The organism is Flagellimonas oceanensis, from assembly GCF_003992595.1.
GTDB classification, from domain to species: Bacteria; Bacteroidota; Bacteroidia; order Flavobacteriales; family Flavobacteriaceae; genus Flagellimonas; species Flagellimonas oceanensis.
This window is the reverse complement of the sequence record NZ_RZNA01000040.1, coordinates 219,974-235,976: the sequence shown is the minus strand read 5'-3', so window position 1 is coordinate 235,976 and position 16,003 is coordinate 219,974. Positions and strand designations below refer to the sequence as shown.

The following is a 16,003-nucleotide window of genomic DNA, read 5'->3' as shown; positions in this document are numbered from 1 at the left end:
CTACAAAGATTGCATGAGAAGATTACTACTTATACTACTGTCCCTTATCCCACTGCTCGGTTTTTCTCAAGTTGAAGATGATGAAAGCCAAGAAGTTCAGGATTTTACCGCAACGGTAATCAATGCCCAAACGGATTTTCCATTGGAAAGTGTGCATGTGGTCAATCTCAATCAGGTAAAAGGTACTATTACCAATCCTGAAGGTAAGTTTACCATACCCGCTGCGGTCAACGATACGCTGTACTTTTCGTACTTAGGATTCAAAACACAAAAAGTACGGGTAACCAATGATATGTTTCGGTTTGGGAATACTGAAATTGCATTGACCGAGTTGGCCTATGCCCTTGAGGAAGTGGTTGTGAGGCCTTATCAGCTTACAGGCTATTTGGAAATAGATGTAAAAAATCTACCTATAAACGATGCCAAACAGTACAGTATTTCGGGGCTTCCTACCAGTTACGAAGCAGGAAACCGAAACCCAAGTGCGGTCACGAAGGTTTTGGGAGCCATTCTTAACCCGGCAGACCTCTTACGGAACTTGTTTGGAAAGAAACCGAAACAGATGCGAAAGCTCCGTCAAATCAAAGAGGATGACAACATTCGCGATCTTTTGGCTTCCAAGTTTGATAGGGAGACCTTGACAGAGTTGCTTCAACTGGAAAAAGTGGATATTGAGGATATTCTCAACAACTGCAATTATTCCAAATCCTTTATAAAAACAGCCAACGATCTTCAGATTTTGGATGCGATTTCCAGCTGCTATGAAGAATACAAAGTGCTGAATAGAAATCAATAACCACCTGAATTAATTTTGTGTTTGGATTGTTTAAAGTGGATATAAATAAATTTTATATTTACCTAGGCATTTTATAGCTTTAAACAAAATCCCAATCCATGAAAAAACTACTTGTTGTTTTGTTCTCGATACCCTTATTTATTGGCTGCAGGAAAGTTCAAAAACAGCAGGAAGCCACGCAGGCGCAAGTAGTTGAAGAAGAAGCTCCAAAAAAAGAAGTGCCTTTTGTATGGGAAGGTGCCAACATCTATTTCTTGCTTACCGACCGTTTCAACAATGGCAACCCCAATAACGATGTGAATTTTGGTCGCACAGAAGAAACCGCCGTCCTAAGAGGCTTTGAAGGTGGTGACATAGAGGGAATCACACAAAAAATTAAAGAAGGATATTTCACTGACCTCGGCATCAACGCAATTTGGTTCACCCCTGTAGTGGAACAAATTCATGGAGCAACGGACGAGGGAACAGGAAAAACCTATGGGTATCATGGCTATTGGGCCAAGGATTGGACTTCCATCGACCCCAACTTCGGAACTAGGAAGGATTTGGAAGAATTAGTGAAGACTGCTCATAGCAAAGGAATTCGTATTCTTTTGGATGTTGTTTTGAATCATACCGGACCCGTTACCGAAAAAGACCACGTTTGGCCGGATGATTGGGTAAGAACAGGGCCAAAATGTGAGTTTACCACCTACGAAAACACAACCGCCTGCACCTTGGTGGAAAACCTCCCTGATATCCTTACAGAATCCGATGTAGCTGTCGAATTGCCCGATGCCCTATTGGCCAAATGGAAAGAGGAAGGTCGTTTGAGCAAAGAACTGGATGAACTTCAGTTGTTTTTTGACCGTACCGGATACCCGAGGGCACCACGCTACTATATCATCAAATGGCTTACGGATTACATTAACGACCTAGGCGTTGATGGTTTTCGTGTGGATACGGTTAAACATGTGAATGAAAATGCCTGGGCGGACCTTCATAAAGAGGCCAACTATGCTTTTGAGATGTGGAAAAAGAAGCATCAGGATAAAGTATTGGACGACAATCCTTTCTATATGGTCGGCGAGGTCTACAACTACGGTATTTCCGGTGGTCGCGAATTTAATTTTGGTGACAAAAAAGTGGACTTCTTCGATTATGGTTTTAAAAGTCTCATCAATTTTGAACTAAAAAGCGATGCGGACAAAAGCTATGAGACCATATTCAAAAAATACAGCAAACTCCTTCATACCAAATTAAAGGACAAAGGCGTACTCAACTATTTAACCTCGCATGACGATGGTGCGCCTTACGATAAAGACCGCACAAAACCTTATCGCACAGCCAATGTACTTTTGCTCACTCCGGGCGCCTCTCAAGTATATTACGGGGATGAAACATCACGTAGTTTGATTATTGAAGGCACCCAAGGTGACGCCACGCTACGTTCATTCATGAACTGGGAAGATTTGGACAGCCTTCCCGAAACACAGAAAATACACAAGCACTGGCAAAAATTGGGTCAGTTCCGAGCTAATCATCCCGCCATAGGTGCAGGTAAGCATAAACGTTTGGCCAAATCGCCTTATGTATTCTCAAGAACCTATGTCAACGGGGAATATCGGGATAAAGTCGTCGTAGGCTTGGATTTACCTAAAGGTAAAAAATCACTTTGGGTAAAAGGATTCTTTGGCGACGGCACAAAATTGTACGATACCTATTCCGAGACCGAAGTTACCGTAGCCAACGGAAAAGTCATTCTGGAAAACGATTTTGATATTGCCCTATTGGAACTTGTGGAATAAGCTTATTGTCTGGAATGAAGGGCAATTCGGTTGCCCTCCGTGTCCAAAAACACCGCCATATAACCTATATCAGGACTAATTTGAGTCTTTTCCTGAACAATTTTACCACCGTTTAACTCAATTCGGTCCAGTTCCTCTTGCACATCCATGCTATTGAAGTAAACCAGTACCCCATCACGCTCACTAGGCTGGTACCAATCCTTGTTTTTTATAAGGGAGCCCGAAGCCCCTGGTTTTCCATGATCCGCAGGAAACCAGCCCATCTTGGTTCCTCCAAAATCCTGTAATTTGATGTCGACCTGGAAAACGTCGTCATAAAACTTTTTTGCACGGTCCATATCCGCTACAGGAATCTCGAACCAGCCAACCATATTGTATTCCATAACTTATTGGTTTTCCAAAATTTCTTTTAAACTGGCAAGACCTTCTTCAAAATCTTTGCCCACGGCTTTGTCCATGTTCATGAAGAGCATCACAATGCTCATAGGAAACTTGTTCTTCCCGGAAAATCCCCAAATTACTTTGGTTACTTTGGGTTCTACCTCTTTAGTAAGAATGTAAGCATCAGAATTGGATTTAAACGGCTTCAAAAACCGTAGTTCAGAATCAATCCGCTCGCCATCAATGATTTTGATGATTTCCTGTTCCCCTTCCCCTACTTCCTTGTTGCCGCTCCAATAACTAATGGCTCCGACCTCTTCATCGGTTCCCGTAAATTTCTTTTCCATGTTCGGGTCACGTTTCCCCCATAGAGACCATTCATCCTGTTTTTTCAACGATTTGAGATACGCGAAAACAACATCTTTAGATCGATGGATTTCGATAGCGCGGGAAACATCATAATTTTTAGGAGCAATGGCGGCCAAGATTAGGATAAGAACCACCACCGCCAAAACAATATAAAGTATTAGCATAACTGTGTAATTGATTGATTAACAGTTAAAATTACAAAAATTTTTATTCGGCCAGGTATCTTTTTATAATGCCGTTGACGTCCTTTATGGATTTTTTGGTCCAGTCCAACCTTTTTTCCAGCACCTCAATATCAGACAATTGCCAATCAAGATAGGAATCACGTACTTTTTGGGCCAATTGCTGTATAATGATTGCCGCCGAAACGGAAACATTCAAGCTCTCGGAGAAGCCCACCATCGGAATTTTTAGGAATCCATCTGCCTGTTGCATCACTTCTTCAGAAAGGCCTTCTTTCTCGGTACCAAAGAAAATGGCGGATTTTTCATTTGGAAAAAAATTGGGCAGTAGTGTGGAATTATTGTGCGGAGTGGTCGCTATAATTTGGTAACCCGTATTTTTTAATTGGGAAATGCAGTCCGTGGTATTTCTGTATCGCCGTACATCCACCCATTGCTCGGCCCCCATGGCTATGTTCTTGTCCAGCCGTTTACCGAATCGGTCCTCTACCACATGAACGTCTTGTACCCCAAAAACATCACAACTGCGAATTATGGCACTGGTATTGTGCAATTGGTATACATCTTCGATGGCAACGGTAATATGCCTTGTTCGTTGTTGTAGCACGTCCAAAAAACGCTGTTTACGCTCTTCGGTAAGATAGGTTTCCAGGTATGTCAACAAGTCATCATCAAACATAAAACCAAGATAGGAAAAATTGGAATTTTGGTTTCCTGAAAAATGGATTTGCTATCTTAGGAGCTAAGCGTTACATAACACATATGCACACCATACTAGGAGCAAACGGACAGATAGGGGAAGAATTGACCAAGGAACTGTATAGAAATTATTCTAAAGAGATTCGTTTGGTGAGCAGAAACCCAAAAAAAGTGCATGACACGGACCAACTTTTTCCCGCCAACCTGATGGATCACGAAGCAACCCACGAAGCAGTTAAGGGAAGTGGGATTGCCTATGTAACGGTTGGCCTTCCCATTGATTCAAAAATATGGGAGGAAAAATTTCCCGTGATGATGCAAAACGTTATCGCAGCCTGTAAAAAGCACGAATGTAAATTGGTCCTTTTTGATAATACGTATATGTATGCTAAAACCAGCGAACCACAGACCGAAGAAAGTGCTTTTGCTCCCGTTGGCCGAAAATCCAAGGTAAGGGCTCAAATAACTGAAATGTTATTGCGTGAAATGAGGAATGGCAGCATTGAGGCTGTAATTTGCAGGGCTCCTGAATTCTACGGCCCAAACAAGACCCAGAGCGTTACCAACACCTTGATTTTTGATAATATTGAACAGCACAAGAAATTAAAAGTCCCTTTGCGGGATGATACCAAAAGAACATTGATATGGACCCCAGATGCGAGCAGGGCCATGGCATTGATCGGGAACACCCCTGATTGCTATGACCAAACATGGCACTTGCCCTGTGATGACAGTCGACCTACGTACAGCGAAATGATAAACATGGCTTCCGAAGTTTACGGTAGGGAATTAAAATATGCTGTTCTCAAAAAATGGCAATTCAATATTGGGGGCATTTTCAATAAACAGATTAAAGAATTACAGGAACTTTTACCCCGCTACCAATGTGATAATATTTTTAAGTTCGATAAATTCAACCAAAAGTTTCCATCCTTCAAAACAACCAGTTTTAAAGAAGGTATCATTCAAATCAAAAAAGAACAAAATGCCTCGTAAAAACATAGTTTCAACTATTCTATTGCTCACGGTTCTTGTCCAAGGATACGCCCAAACAACTTCCCTTATAAAAACGAAGGTCTTGGACACCATTGAGACCAAATTGAATTCCCACATCATTGAAATGCTTTGGTTGAAGGACACCATACAAGTCGATATACAAAAAGAACAGATACAGGTAGATCCCACTTTAATCAAAAGCCTACGGGAATCTGCCAAGGACAGTACCCTTTACACTTCCAAGGAAGAAATTGATGAACTTCTCGGTGTATTGAGAAGAGGTGCACAAAACTGTTATTCATATGCACTTGAAAGCTATTTTGAGCACAATGAAGCCTTTGACCAAATCGTTTTTGGGAAATCCACACATATTGGACTCGAATCAGCAGAAAAAATTCTGGACAATTACTTCCAGCAGATAGGCTTGGTCAACACAAAGCCAAGGCGAAACCTTAATGAACCATTACCAAATGATGTTTTGCTTTCCTTTATCAACAAAAATGGAAGAGCCATTCATTATGCTTACTACCACAACGGTGTTTTTTATTCCAAAAATGGCTCCTTTGCACCTACAGAGTTCCAATCCTTGAGAAAGTTTCTCAAAAAAAGCTATTGGGATACACAACAAATCATTCTTTATAAAATTGATGAAGAAAAAGTAAAAAATATTTGATGTGACACATCTTTGTTTCATATTAAAGTTTCAACCAAACATTATAGACTATCAATGAACATTAAAAATTTTACAATTGCCGTATGCTGCCTGATGGGAACAGGCATATTTGCCCAACAATCCAACGAAAAACAGAACAATCCTATTTTTGAAGGATGGTACGCCGACCCCGAAGGAATCGTTTTTGGGGACACCTATTGGGTCTACCCTACCTTTTCCGATGATTACGATAAACAGCTTCATTTTGATGCTTTTTCATCCAAAGACCTAGTGAATTGGAAAAAACACGAACGAATTTTGGACACCACCAAGATCAAATGGTTGCGACAGGCTTTATGGGCACCCTCCATCATTGAAAAAGACAGTAAGTACTACCTGTTTTTTGGTGCGAACGACATTCAACGGCCAGGCAGAAGCTCCTACGACCCAAATAACGACATCAACCATTATGGCGGAATCGGCGTAGCGGTAGCGGAGACCCCTGCTGGGCCTTTCGAGGATTATTTGGGAGAACCCCTGATATCCGACTTTTACAATGATGCACAACCTATCGATCAGTTTGTTTTTAAGGACGTGGATGGCACCCATTATTTTTTCTACGGTGGATGGAGCCATTGCAACCTGGGAAAACTCAATGAAGATTTTACAGGCTTTCAACCATGGGAGGATGGAAGCTTGTTTAAAGAAATCACGCCTGAAGGTTATGTGGAAGGACCATTTATGTTTCTGAGAAACGGTATATATTACTTTATGTGGTCCGAAGGTAACTGGACGGACGGCAGTTACACAGTGGCCTACGCCATGTCCGACAAACCTACGGGGCCATACAATCGCATCGGGACGATTTTGGAATCCAAAGAAGGGGATATTGCCACTGGAGCGGGACATCATTCCGTAATCAACAAGCCTGGTACGGATGAATGGATTATCGTATATCACAGGAGGCCCATTCCCAACAAGGACCGCGATCATCGGGTTACCTGCATGGATAAAATGGAATTCAACCCGGATGGCACCATAAAACCTGTGGTTATGACATTTGAGGGAGTAACCGCTAATTGAAACTTTATTGAGCATATTCGGGAATGAATAAAAAAAGAAAGCTGGGAATTGTAGGTGTTGGTCCACGAGGTGGACATGCCCTGGAACGTTTTATTTCCCAATTGGCAAATCAAAATAAATTTTTAAATATTCAAATAGCACTTTTTGAGGCTACGGGAAATTTTGGGGACGGTTATGTATACAACACCAACCAAACTGAATCCAATTGGATAAACATTACAGAACGAACTTTGGAACTGCAGGAGCGAAAAACAATCCAAACACCAATCTTGGAAGTTCCTGGCTTCCCATCCTATCACGATTGGATTGACAAAAACCTATCCGACAAAGTAGATGCTTTTCCACCACGGGCCAAAATAGGCTCGTATTTAAACCAAAGGTTTTCATCACTCATAGCTCCCTTGGAGGCATTGGGCATAGTTTCAACCCATATAGAAAGAGTTGATGAGATAGTATTATTGGAAAACAACAAACTACAACTAAGAACCAACAAAGGGATTTATGATGATTTTGACGAGCTGTTGTTGACCATAGGACACCAACCCACCAAAATGTCTGATCAAATGGCAGCATGGGAGGAGTATGCAATGGGAAAAAGTAACATCAGCCTGTTTAAAGAAGCGTATCCCCTATCCAATATTTTATCATGTGAAAACCTTGGTTCACAAAGCACTATCGGCATTCGTGGTTTTGGTTTGACCATGATTGACGTGGTACGAAGAATTGCAAAGGAGTTTGGAACATTCACCGTCGAAGATGAAAAAACAAGGAAATGCAATTATCAATCCGGGAAGAATATCAAAAATATGTTTGTGCCTTTCTCTCTGGATGGACTACCTCCTGTCCCAAAACCTTTAAATGTCACCATTGATCATTGGTTTAAACCTTCAGAATCACAAATCAACACCTTTGAAAGCATCATTGGAAACCCTTCGATTCAGAAAAAAGCAGAGAATCCCAATTTTTTGATCAATGCCTTTGCGCCCATTGCTGCTGATATATATGCACGGCTTCCTAATATCATCAATCCAAAAAACTTTGGCACAAAGGAAATCGAGAACCTTATTTCCAATTGGCTAAAAGATCAGAGTTATGAAGATCCTACAATTGTTTCAATGAATCTCTCGGTCAGGGCAATGATGAGGGATTTTGTGGACATGTCCACAGGACAAGAACCTGTTAGCTTGGATTTTTGTATCGGTCAGGTTTGGAGACATTGCCAACCTTCCATTTACGAAAAGCTTTCCTTCAATGCTTGTTCGGATGGTGTTTTTGCTGAAATCATTCAGTTGGACGAATCCACAAAAAGATATTCCTACGGACCTCCTGTTGAGGCCATACAGCAACTTTTGGCACTTATTGAAGCAGGTATTTTGAATCTGGATGTTGTTGACGACCCGGAAATCGAGTTAACTGAAAAGGGTTGGCAATTACACAAATCCGAAAAGTCTCTCGTTACAGCAATCATGATAGATTCCGTGTTGGACCCGCCACAAATAAAAGCTGTGACTTCCTCTCTTGTTAAAAACATGCTGTCCGATGATTTGATACAGGCAGTACACGACAAATTGGGGATTTTGACAGATGAAAACGGATACTTGATTCCAAAAGAAGACAACAAAGTGCCCATAGCGTTACTTGGCCGTTTGGCCAAAGGAACAGTTATTGGCGTAGATGCTATTTTGGAATGTTTTAGTCCCAGAGTAGATCAATGGGCAAAGCAAGCGGCGGATAATCATATAGCCTGGTTAAATCAAAATATAGCTGCCCTATGATCGGAAAGGATATCCTTGATTTGAGACACCAACTCCATGCCTATCCCGATCTATCCAACAATGAGCATAGAACGGCGCAGATGATCAAAGATTTTATAACGCAACATCATCCCACAGAAATCATTGAAGGAATCGGGGGAACTGGGCTAGCTGCCTTATATCGATTCTCAGAAAAAGGGCCAACCATAGCGATACGTTGCGAATTGGATGCGCTTCCCATTGAAGAATCCAACCCCATCCCTTACAAATCAAATCACGAAGGTACATCCCATAAATGCGGACACGATGGGCATATGGCTATAGTTACCGGTCTCAGTAAGTGGTTACACCAAGAGCCATTTCAAACGGGCTCTGTAGTTTTGCTTTTTCAGCCAGCTGAGGAAACTGGAGAAGGCGCCAAACGCATGATTGAGGACGAAAAATTCTCCAAACTTCAGATAGACTATGTTTTTGCGCTTCATAATATTCCCAAGGCGCCAATGCACAACATCATAGTAACGGAAAATGGATTTTCAGCAGAAGTAATCAGTGTGGTCATAAAACTCAAAGGCAAGGAATCCCATGCTTCAGAACCTGAAAATGGCATCAATCCAGCCGTGGCCATATCAGAACTGATTCAAGCTATAGCCAAACTGAATGTTTCCGATGTATCCCATCCAAACTATGCCATTATCACACTGGTACACATCAACATGGGGCAAAAATCCTATGGTATTTCCCCTGCCCAAGGAGAACTACACTATACCCTTCGCACATGGAGCACATCCAAAATGGACGAATTGAAATCAAACTTAGAGGATCTAGTGCGGTCAACAAGCCATCAACACAAATTGCAATATGCACTGGAATGGCTGGAGCATTTTCCCGCGAGTACCTTGGACAAAGAAAGCAATGCGTTGGTAAAACATGCCGCCGAAGCCAATAATTACAACATCTTAGAGCGAAAAACCCCCTTCAAGTTTGGAGAGGATTTTGGATGGTTTTCCAAAAAGTACAAGACTGCTATGTTCGGGATTGGTGCTGGAGAATCTACCCCTGCCCTACACCATGCAGATTATGATTTTCCGGATGAACTCCTGGCAACTGGATTTTCCATGTTCAAAGCAATACTCATTCATTTATTACAGAAAGCCCAAGAATAGTATGTCGATTGTTCAGGTTTGATTCTTGATTCCATTGCATTATATTTGTATCGTACACGATTTAATCTTTTACGATATGAATACGAGTTTATTTCAAAAAATAATGCGAATAGTACTTGGAGGAATGATGGTTCTGGCCGGTATAGGCCACCTTACCTTCCAAAGAGAAGAGTTTCAAGCCCAAGTACCCAGATGGTTGCCCACCAGCCCCGAATTCATGGATTTTGTGGTAATAGCATCAGGTGTTGTGGAAATTGGATTGGGATTGGCCATGATTTTCCTTTGGAAACATCAAATAAAAGTGGGGATCATCTTGGCTATATTCTATGTTTTGATTTTCCCTGGAAATATTTCACAATACACCAATGGCATTGATGCTTTTGGTTTGGACACCGACCAAAAACGTCTGATTCGGTTGTTCTTTCAACCTGTATTGATTCTTTGGGCATTATGGTCTACCGGAGCTTTGAAACATTTGATCAGTAAATCAAAAGAATAAAATGAATGCCCCTGAACTTTATTTGGAGAACCAACTTTGTTTTCCTCTTTACGCCACTTCGCGGCTGACCACAAAAATTTACGCTCCCTATCTGGAAGAATTGGGAGTTACCTATCCGCAATATTTGGTTTTGCTCACGCTGTGGCAATACAACGATCAAAGTGTGACATCCATAGGTAAGCGACTCTACTTGGAGTCCAACACCCTTACCCCATTGTTAAAACGTTTGGAGCAAAAAAGGCTGATTGTTCGCAGCCGTTCCAAAACGGATGAACGGACGGTAATGATTACTTTAACGGATGCTGGCAAAAAACTCAAGAAAAAAGCGTTGGAGATTCCCAAAAAAATAATTGCTTCTTTTGAGGATGACACTATCACTGAAGAAGAGATGATTTTCTTTCAAAAAACCTTGTTCAAACTGTTGAATGTGTTGAATGATAAAACTTCTTAAACCAGTTTAATTTTTAAAGAGCCAATTCAGGATATATTTGTTCCTATCAATAATTTCAACGAATCCCATGAAAATTTCATTCATCATTTTACTAAGTGTTCTATTCTTCAGCTGTAACTCAAACACAACTGAAAATTCGGTCAATAACGAAGGTTATCAACCCCAAGTGGAAGCCTCGGCTTCAGATACTTTGACAACACACTTGAAGCCCTTCAAAGAAAACCTTCCTACCATCGGTCTCTTAATGTACAATGGCGTTCTTCAAAGTGAAGTTGTGGCGACTTCGGATGTGTTTGCAAAACCATCGGAAGAAGGAGAACAACTTTTCAATGTAATAACCATAGCTGAAACAAAAAATCCAATAACCACTGAGGAGGGTATGCGTTTTATTCCGGATTATACGTTTGACAATTGCCCTAAATTAACCGCGTTGTTTGTTCCCAGTGCTTACGATATGTATGCACAGGTACACAATGAAAAAATCGTGGAATTCATCAGAATAAAGAATAAAGAAACCGAATACACCGTCAGTAATTGTGCTGGAGCACAGCTCATAGGCAAATCTGGAATCGCGGACGGCAAGAAAATTGTAACTTGGATAGGTGGTGGTGAACAACTTCAAAAGGATTATCCCAACCTAAAAGTTCAGAACGATAGTTTGGTAACTTTTGTAAAAGATGGTAAGTTTTACTCGTCCAATGGTAATTTGGCCAGTTATGTATCGGCATTGAATCTTTTGGAAACGATGACAAGTAACGAGCATCGTGATTTTGTTGAGAGTTATCTGTATTTGGACCGTCTTCAAAACTGGAACAGACAATAATTTATTATGTCCAAACAAAAAATTGTAGTGCTCACAGGAGCGGGAATGAGTGCCGAAAGCGGCCTAAAGACCTTTCGGGACGAAAATGGCCTTTGGGAAGGTCATGATGTAATGCAAGTGGCCTCTCCTCAAGGTTTTGCCCAAAACCCTGAATTGGTGCTGGAATTTTACAATCAGCGAAGACGGCAATTATTGGATGTCTCCCCAAATAAAGGTCATTTGGCGCTCGCCGAACTGGAACAAGGATTTGATGTAAGCATTGTCACCCAAAATGTGGACAATCTTCATGAAAAAGCAGGGAGTTCCCATGTGGTTCACTTGCACGGCGAACTGTTCAAAGTGCGCAGTACAGTCAATGAAAACCATGTATTGGACTGGGAAAAAGATTTGATTTTGGGAGATACAGATGACCACGGACACCAGCTACGCCCCCATATCGTATGGTTTGGCGAAATGGTCCCAATGTTGGAAACTGCAGCGCAAATTACCCAGCAAGCTGAAATATTGATTATTATAGGCACCTCTATGCAAGTGTATCCAGCGGCAAGTTTGATTCACTATGCACCCGATGAAACTCCAATTTATTTTGTAGACCCAAAACCCAATATTCGGTCAACCGATTTCAACAACCTTACTGTAATCCCAAAAACTGCTGCCGAAGGAGTTCCTGAACTGGTAGAGCAACTTTTTAATAGTTAGCCCTAGCCCCATCGGCCCAAGCTACCAAAGCTCTGATTTGTTCCTCTGAGAGTTTGGCATCGCCATGGGTCCAGGTATATTCGTTGAGGGGCATACTGCCTCGTTTTACCTCTTCGACCACTTCTTCCAGTTTGTGGTCCTTCTTTTCCATATCATAATTCTCCCAATCAGAGAAATTCAGATGTCCTTTTCCATCTTCGATATGGTCGGCCAACCAATAAGACACCGGAGCAATGTTATTGTACCAAGGATATTCGGTATTGGCGCTATGGCAATCGTAGCAGGCAGTTTTTAAAATTTGTTTTACCTCTGGCGAGGGTTGGGTTTCAGCTTCAAAAGCGGCTACATAGTCGCCTTCTGCAATGTTCTTCTCAGGACGATAAAATTGCATGGCTATTAGAATAACCAACAAGGCAATTGCTATTTTTTTCACTATTTTCATCACGTTCAGGATTTTAGTAAATATATCGATTTTTTGTGACCAAAGAGCAGCTTCATACTACCCTTCACTCCGGCCGAATATCCAAATCACAAATTGATGGATTGGTCATGCAATTGGAGAAGCGACCTCAATTGGCCCAAGTGCTTTATCAGGAAGTTTTATTGGAAGATAAAGAAGGTACGTTTAATGCGAGCTGGACATTTGACCACTTAATGCGTAAAAATCTTTCATTAATCCTTTCCTTTTTTGAAGATTTTGTCAATGGCTTATCCGAATTAAAGACGGAATCCTGCATCCGGCCCATTGCCCATGTTTGTGAGATGGTCTGTGAATCCTATTTCAAAAAAAAGCAGCCTGAATTCGTTCAAAACATTACGGATGAACAATTGGAAAAAGTCATGGCTTCTTGTTTTGATTGGCTTATTGGCCCAATGAACATGGCACCAAAGGTATTTGCCATGACGAGTCTTTATTATTTGGGCCTAAAGTTTGATTGGGTCCACCCCGAGCTCAAACTGGTTTTGGAGGAAAGCTACGCTTCGGGGACCACAGGATACAAGAACCGGGCAAAAAAAACTCTGGATAAGTTGGCCAAATTGGGTGTCTAAACCGCAGCGTTTAAGTATCTTTGATGCTTTCAAAATTTTCCTGACCATGTCATTGACACAACTTAATGCCATTTCGCCGATTGACGGCAGATATAGAAGCAAGACCGAAGGTTTAAAAGACTATTTTTCGGAAGAGGCACTAATCAAATACCGTGTTCAAGTAGAAATTGAATACTTTATCGCATTATGTGAGGTGCCCTTGCCACAGCTGGCCGATTTCAACACCGCTTTGTTCCCTGAATTGCAGAAAATCTATCAAGAATTTTCTTCTGAAGATGCACAGGCCATCAAGGATATAGAAAAAACCACCAATCACGATGTAAAAGCGGTGGAATACTTCATCAAACAAAAATTTGATGCTTTAGATCTTCAAAAATATAAGGAGTTCATCCACTTCGGGTTGACCTCGCAAGACATCAACAATACAGCTATTCCTTTGTCCATTAAAGAGGCGATGAACGATGTTTATGTGCCATCTTATTTGGAAGTTTTTGATAAATTGAAAGAACTTGCCAAGGAATGGGAAAATATCCCCATGTTGGCCAGAACGCACGGCCAACCAGCTTCCCCTACTCGCTTGGGCAAGGAAATCGATGTGTTTGTGGAACGGTTCAAGGAGCAGTTCAATTTATTGAACGATATACCGAGTGCCGCCAAGTTCGGTGGTGCCACAGGAAATTACAATGCACACAAGGTTGCCTATCCTGACAATGATTGGAGGGTATTTGGAAAACAATTTGTACAGGAAAAACTAGGCCTGCACCACTCCTTCCCCACTACACAAATTGAACATTACGACCACATGGCTGCTTTGTTCGATTGCTTAAAGCGCATCAATACCATTTTAATTGATTTGGACAGGGACATTTGGACCTACATCTCCATGGATTACTTTAAGCAGAAAATCAAAAAGGGAGAAGTCGGCTCTTCGGCTATGCCTCACAAAGTAAACCCCATTGATTTTGAAAATTCTGAAGGGAACCTGGGCTTGGCCAATGCCATTTTTGAGCATTTGTCCGCCAAATTACCTATTTCTAGATTACAGCGTGACCTTACGGACAGTACTGTTTTAAGAAATGTAGGTGTGCCCTTTGCACATACCATTGTTGGGTTCCAATCTACTTTAAAAGGATTGAACAAACTCGTATTGAACCAGGCCAAATTCGAAAAGGATTTGGAGGACAATTGGGCCGTGGTTGCAGAGGCCATCCAAACCATTTTACGAAGGGAGGGCTACCCCAACCCCTACGAAGCCTTAAAAGGTTTGACCCGGACCAACGAGAAAATCAACCAAAAATCCATTGCCGATTTTATTGAAACCTTGGAGGTTTCAGATACCATCAAAGATGAATTGAAACAAATTACCCCAGCGAATTATACCGGGGTTTAAATTTGAGCCGGTTCGAGCGCAGTTGAGAACTTAAACTGTCCCTACAGCTCTGCTCAGGGAGCGTTATGTGTCATTTTGAAGAAGTGCATGTTATTCCGTGCGGTTACTGAGCGCTGGTCATTGAGCGAAGTCGAAATGAGGCGAAGCACGACACGGAATCCCATTCGAGTGAGAACGTGAAACGAGTTCAGGTTGACATTGAGGTTCCTCGCCCGTGATAGCTATCGAGAAACCCTGAATGACAAACAAGAACATTCGAGACCTTTAGTGGAATTCCTGCCAGCGTTAGTCAGTCATATCAGACAATTGCGCAAAAATAGATTTCTCGACTGCGCTCGAAATGACAAAAAATCCAAAAATCCAGCTATCCGACTATCCTTCCTTATGAATCTCCACCTGATGTGGGTATGGGATTTCAATACCAGCCTTATCCAGAGCTATTTTAGAGTTTTCATACGTTGAGAAATAGACATCCCAATAATCTTCGGGCTTGCAAAAAGGCCGCACCGCAAAATTTACAGAACTATCAGCAAGTTCCATCACATTTACAGATGGTGCAGGGTCTTTGAGCACCTTCGGGTTGGATGTCAGTACGTTCAACAAAACTTCTTTCGTCTTTTTGATGTCTTCCCCATAACCAACGCCGATTACAGTATCAACACGCATTTTTCCTTCTGCCGTATAATTGATGATATTCCCGTTGGCCATAGCGCCATTAGGGATAATAGCCAATCTATTCTGGGGAGTTACTAGTTTTGTAGTGAATATTTCAATGCCCTTTACACTTCCCAAAACACCTTGTGCCTCAATAAGGTCTCCGATTTTATACGGTTTAAAAATCATAATGAGTACTCCGCCCGCAAAGTTTGACAAAGAACCCTGCAGAGCCAAGCCAACAGCAAGACCTGCTGCTGCAATTACAGCGGCAAAGGTGGTTACATCGACCCCTAAACGGGAGATAACGATAATAATCAGGAATACTTTTAGTGCCCAAGAAAAAAGATTCAGCAAAAACTTTTGGAGTGATTCATCGTACTTGCTCTTAGACATGACCTTACGGGTTCCTCCAATAATTTTTTTGACCACCCACATACCCACGATGTAGATGATAAGTGCCGTAATCAGTTTAGGACCAAATTCTTTGGCGAGTTCGATCCCATAATCGAACCATTCTTGTGCTTTTTCCATGATGCCTAGGTTTTGTTAGTGTTCTTAGAATGAGACACTAA

At 41.6% G+C, this 16,003-nt stretch carries 18 protein-coding genes; 13 read left to right on the top strand and 5 right to left on the bottom strand.

The features are described from left to right. Positions 1 to 13: 13 nt before the first annotated feature. Entirely contained in the window at positions 14 to 796 is a 783-nt protein-coding gene (locus tag EO132_RS10785) for a carboxypeptidase-like regulatory domain-containing protein (RefSeq protein WP_127137856.1), read from the top strand. 98 nt (positions 797 to 894) lie between these two features. After that, positions 895 to 2,583: an alpha-amylase family glycosyl hydrolase gene (locus EO132_RS10780; RefSeq protein ID WP_127137855.1), complete on the top strand. Its 1,689-nt coding sequence runs from the start codon at positions 895 to 897 to the stop codon at positions 2,581 to 2,583. A 2-nt stretch (positions 2,584 to 2,585) separates the two neighbouring features. Here the strand turns inward: EO132_RS10780 and EO132_RS10775 are convergent, their stop codons facing one another. The 3 genes from EO132_RS10775 to EO132_RS10765 are packed head-to-tail and all read right to left on the bottom strand — an operon-like array spanning position 2,586 to position 4,194. Further along, a complete protein-coding gene (locus tag EO132_RS10775) occupies positions 2,586 to 2,966 on the bottom strand; it encodes a VOC family protein (protein WP_164732324.1) in 381 nt (126 codons plus the stop codon). Between the two features lie 3 nt (positions 2,967 to 2,969). Further along, on the bottom strand, positions 2,970 to 3,497 hold the full coding sequence (locus EO132_RS10770) for an SRPBCC family protein (RefSeq protein WP_127137854.1): 528 nt from the start codon (positions 3,495 to 3,497) through the stop codon (positions 2,970 to 2,972). 43 nt (positions 3,498 to 3,540) lie between these two features. Continuing rightward, positions 3,541 to 4,194, bottom strand: coding sequence for a TrmH family RNA methyltransferase (locus EO132_RS10765; protein WP_127137853.1), 654 nt, complete (start codon positions 4,192 to 4,194; stop codon positions 3,541 to 3,543). Between the two features lie 83 nt (positions 4,195 to 4,277). On the opposite strand from EO132_RS10765, the gene EO132_RS10760 reads away from it, so the two are divergent. The 9 genes from EO132_RS10760 to EO132_RS10720 all read left to right on the top strand — a co-directional run bounded on the left by EO132_RS10760 (position 4,278) and on the right by EO132_RS10720 (position 12,334). Then, positions 4,278 to 5,210 (top strand): NAD-dependent epimerase/dehydratase family protein, encoded by a 933-nt coding sequence (locus EO132_RS10760; RefSeq protein WP_127137852.1) that lies wholly within the window; start codon positions 4,278 to 4,280, stop codon positions 5,208 to 5,210. Continuing rightward, the gene (locus EO132_RS10755; protein ID WP_127137851.1) at positions 5,200 to 5,883 is read left to right on the top strand and encodes a hypothetical protein; all 684 of its coding nucleotides are present in this window, start codon (positions 5,200 to 5,202) and stop codon (positions 5,881 to 5,883) included. Before EO132_RS10760 ends, EO132_RS10755 begins: the two co-directional genes overlap by 11 nt. 54 nt (positions 5,884 to 5,937) lie before the next feature. Next, on the top strand, positions 5,938 to 6,945 hold the full coding sequence (locus EO132_RS10750; protein WP_127137850.1) for a glycoside hydrolase family 43 protein: 1,008 nt from the start codon (positions 5,938 to 5,940) through the stop codon (positions 6,943 to 6,945). 23 nt (positions 6,946 to 6,968) lie between these two features. Continuing rightward, a complete protein-coding gene (locus EO132_RS10745; RefSeq protein WP_127137849.1) occupies positions 6,969 to 8,720 on the top strand; it encodes an FAD/NAD(P)-binding protein in 1,752 nt (583 codons plus the stop codon). Beyond that, the gene (locus EO132_RS10740) at positions 8,717 to 9,862 is read left to right on the top strand and encodes an amidohydrolase (protein ID WP_164732323.1); all 1,146 of its coding nucleotides are present in this window, start codon (positions 8,717 to 8,719) and stop codon (positions 9,860 to 9,862) included. The genes EO132_RS10745 and EO132_RS10740 overlap by 4 nt, the downstream gene beginning before the upstream one ends. A gap of 76 nt (positions 9,863 to 9,938) precedes the next feature. Further along, complete coding sequence (locus EO132_RS10735; protein WP_127137848.1) at positions 9,939 to 10,361, top strand: DoxX family protein; 423 nt, start codon at positions 9,939 to 9,941, stop codon at positions 10,359 to 10,361. A 1-nt stretch (position 10,362) separates the two neighbouring features. Continuing rightward, positions 10,363 to 10,812: a MarR family winged helix-turn-helix transcriptional regulator gene (locus EO132_RS10730; protein WP_127137847.1), complete on the top strand. Its 450-nt coding sequence runs from the start codon at positions 10,363 to 10,365 to the stop codon at positions 10,810 to 10,812. Between the two features lie 67 nt (positions 10,813 to 10,879). After that, positions 10,880 to 11,635, top strand: a complete 756-nt coding sequence (locus EO132_RS10725) for a DJ-1/PfpI family protein (RefSeq protein ID WP_127137846.1) — start codon at positions 10,880 to 10,882, stop codon at positions 11,633 to 11,635. Between the two features lie 6 nt (positions 11,636 to 11,641). Further along, entirely contained in the window at positions 11,642 to 12,334 is a 693-nt protein-coding gene (locus EO132_RS10720; RefSeq protein WP_127137845.1) for an SIR2 family NAD-dependent protein deacylase, read from the top strand. On the opposite strand, the gene EO132_RS10715 is transcribed toward EO132_RS10720, so the two are convergent. After that, positions 12,324 to 12,776 carry a heme-binding domain-containing protein gene (locus EO132_RS10715; protein WP_127137844.1) on the bottom strand — a complete coding sequence of 151 codons (453 nt, stop codon included), beginning with the start codon at positions 12,774 to 12,776 and terminating at the stop codon, positions 12,324 to 12,326. The two genes, EO132_RS10720 and EO132_RS10715, sit on opposite strands and share 11 nt — an antisense overlap. Before the next feature lie 35 nt (positions 12,777 to 12,811). On the opposite strand from EO132_RS10715, the gene EO132_RS10710 reads away from it, so the two are divergent. Both EO132_RS10710 and purB read left to right on the top strand, forming a co-directional pair. Beyond that, the gene (locus EO132_RS10710; protein ID WP_127137843.1) at positions 12,812 to 13,384 is read left to right on the top strand and encodes a hypothetical protein; all 573 of its coding nucleotides are present in this window, start codon (positions 12,812 to 12,814) and stop codon (positions 13,382 to 13,384) included. A 46-nt stretch (positions 13,385 to 13,430) separates the two neighbouring features. Beyond that, positions 13,431 to 14,774: an adenylosuccinate lyase gene (gene purB / locus EO132_RS10705; RefSeq protein WP_127137842.1), complete on the top strand. Its 1,344-nt coding sequence runs from the start codon at positions 13,431 to 13,433 to the stop codon at positions 14,772 to 14,774. A gap of 372 nt (positions 14,775 to 15,146) precedes the next feature. Here the strand turns inward: purB and EO132_RS10700 are convergent, their stop codons facing one another. Then, entirely contained in the window at positions 15,147 to 15,962 is an 816-nt protein-coding gene (locus tag EO132_RS10700) for a mechanosensitive ion channel family protein (RefSeq protein ID WP_127137841.1), read from the bottom strand. Positions 15,963 to 16,003 lie beyond the last annotated feature (41 nt).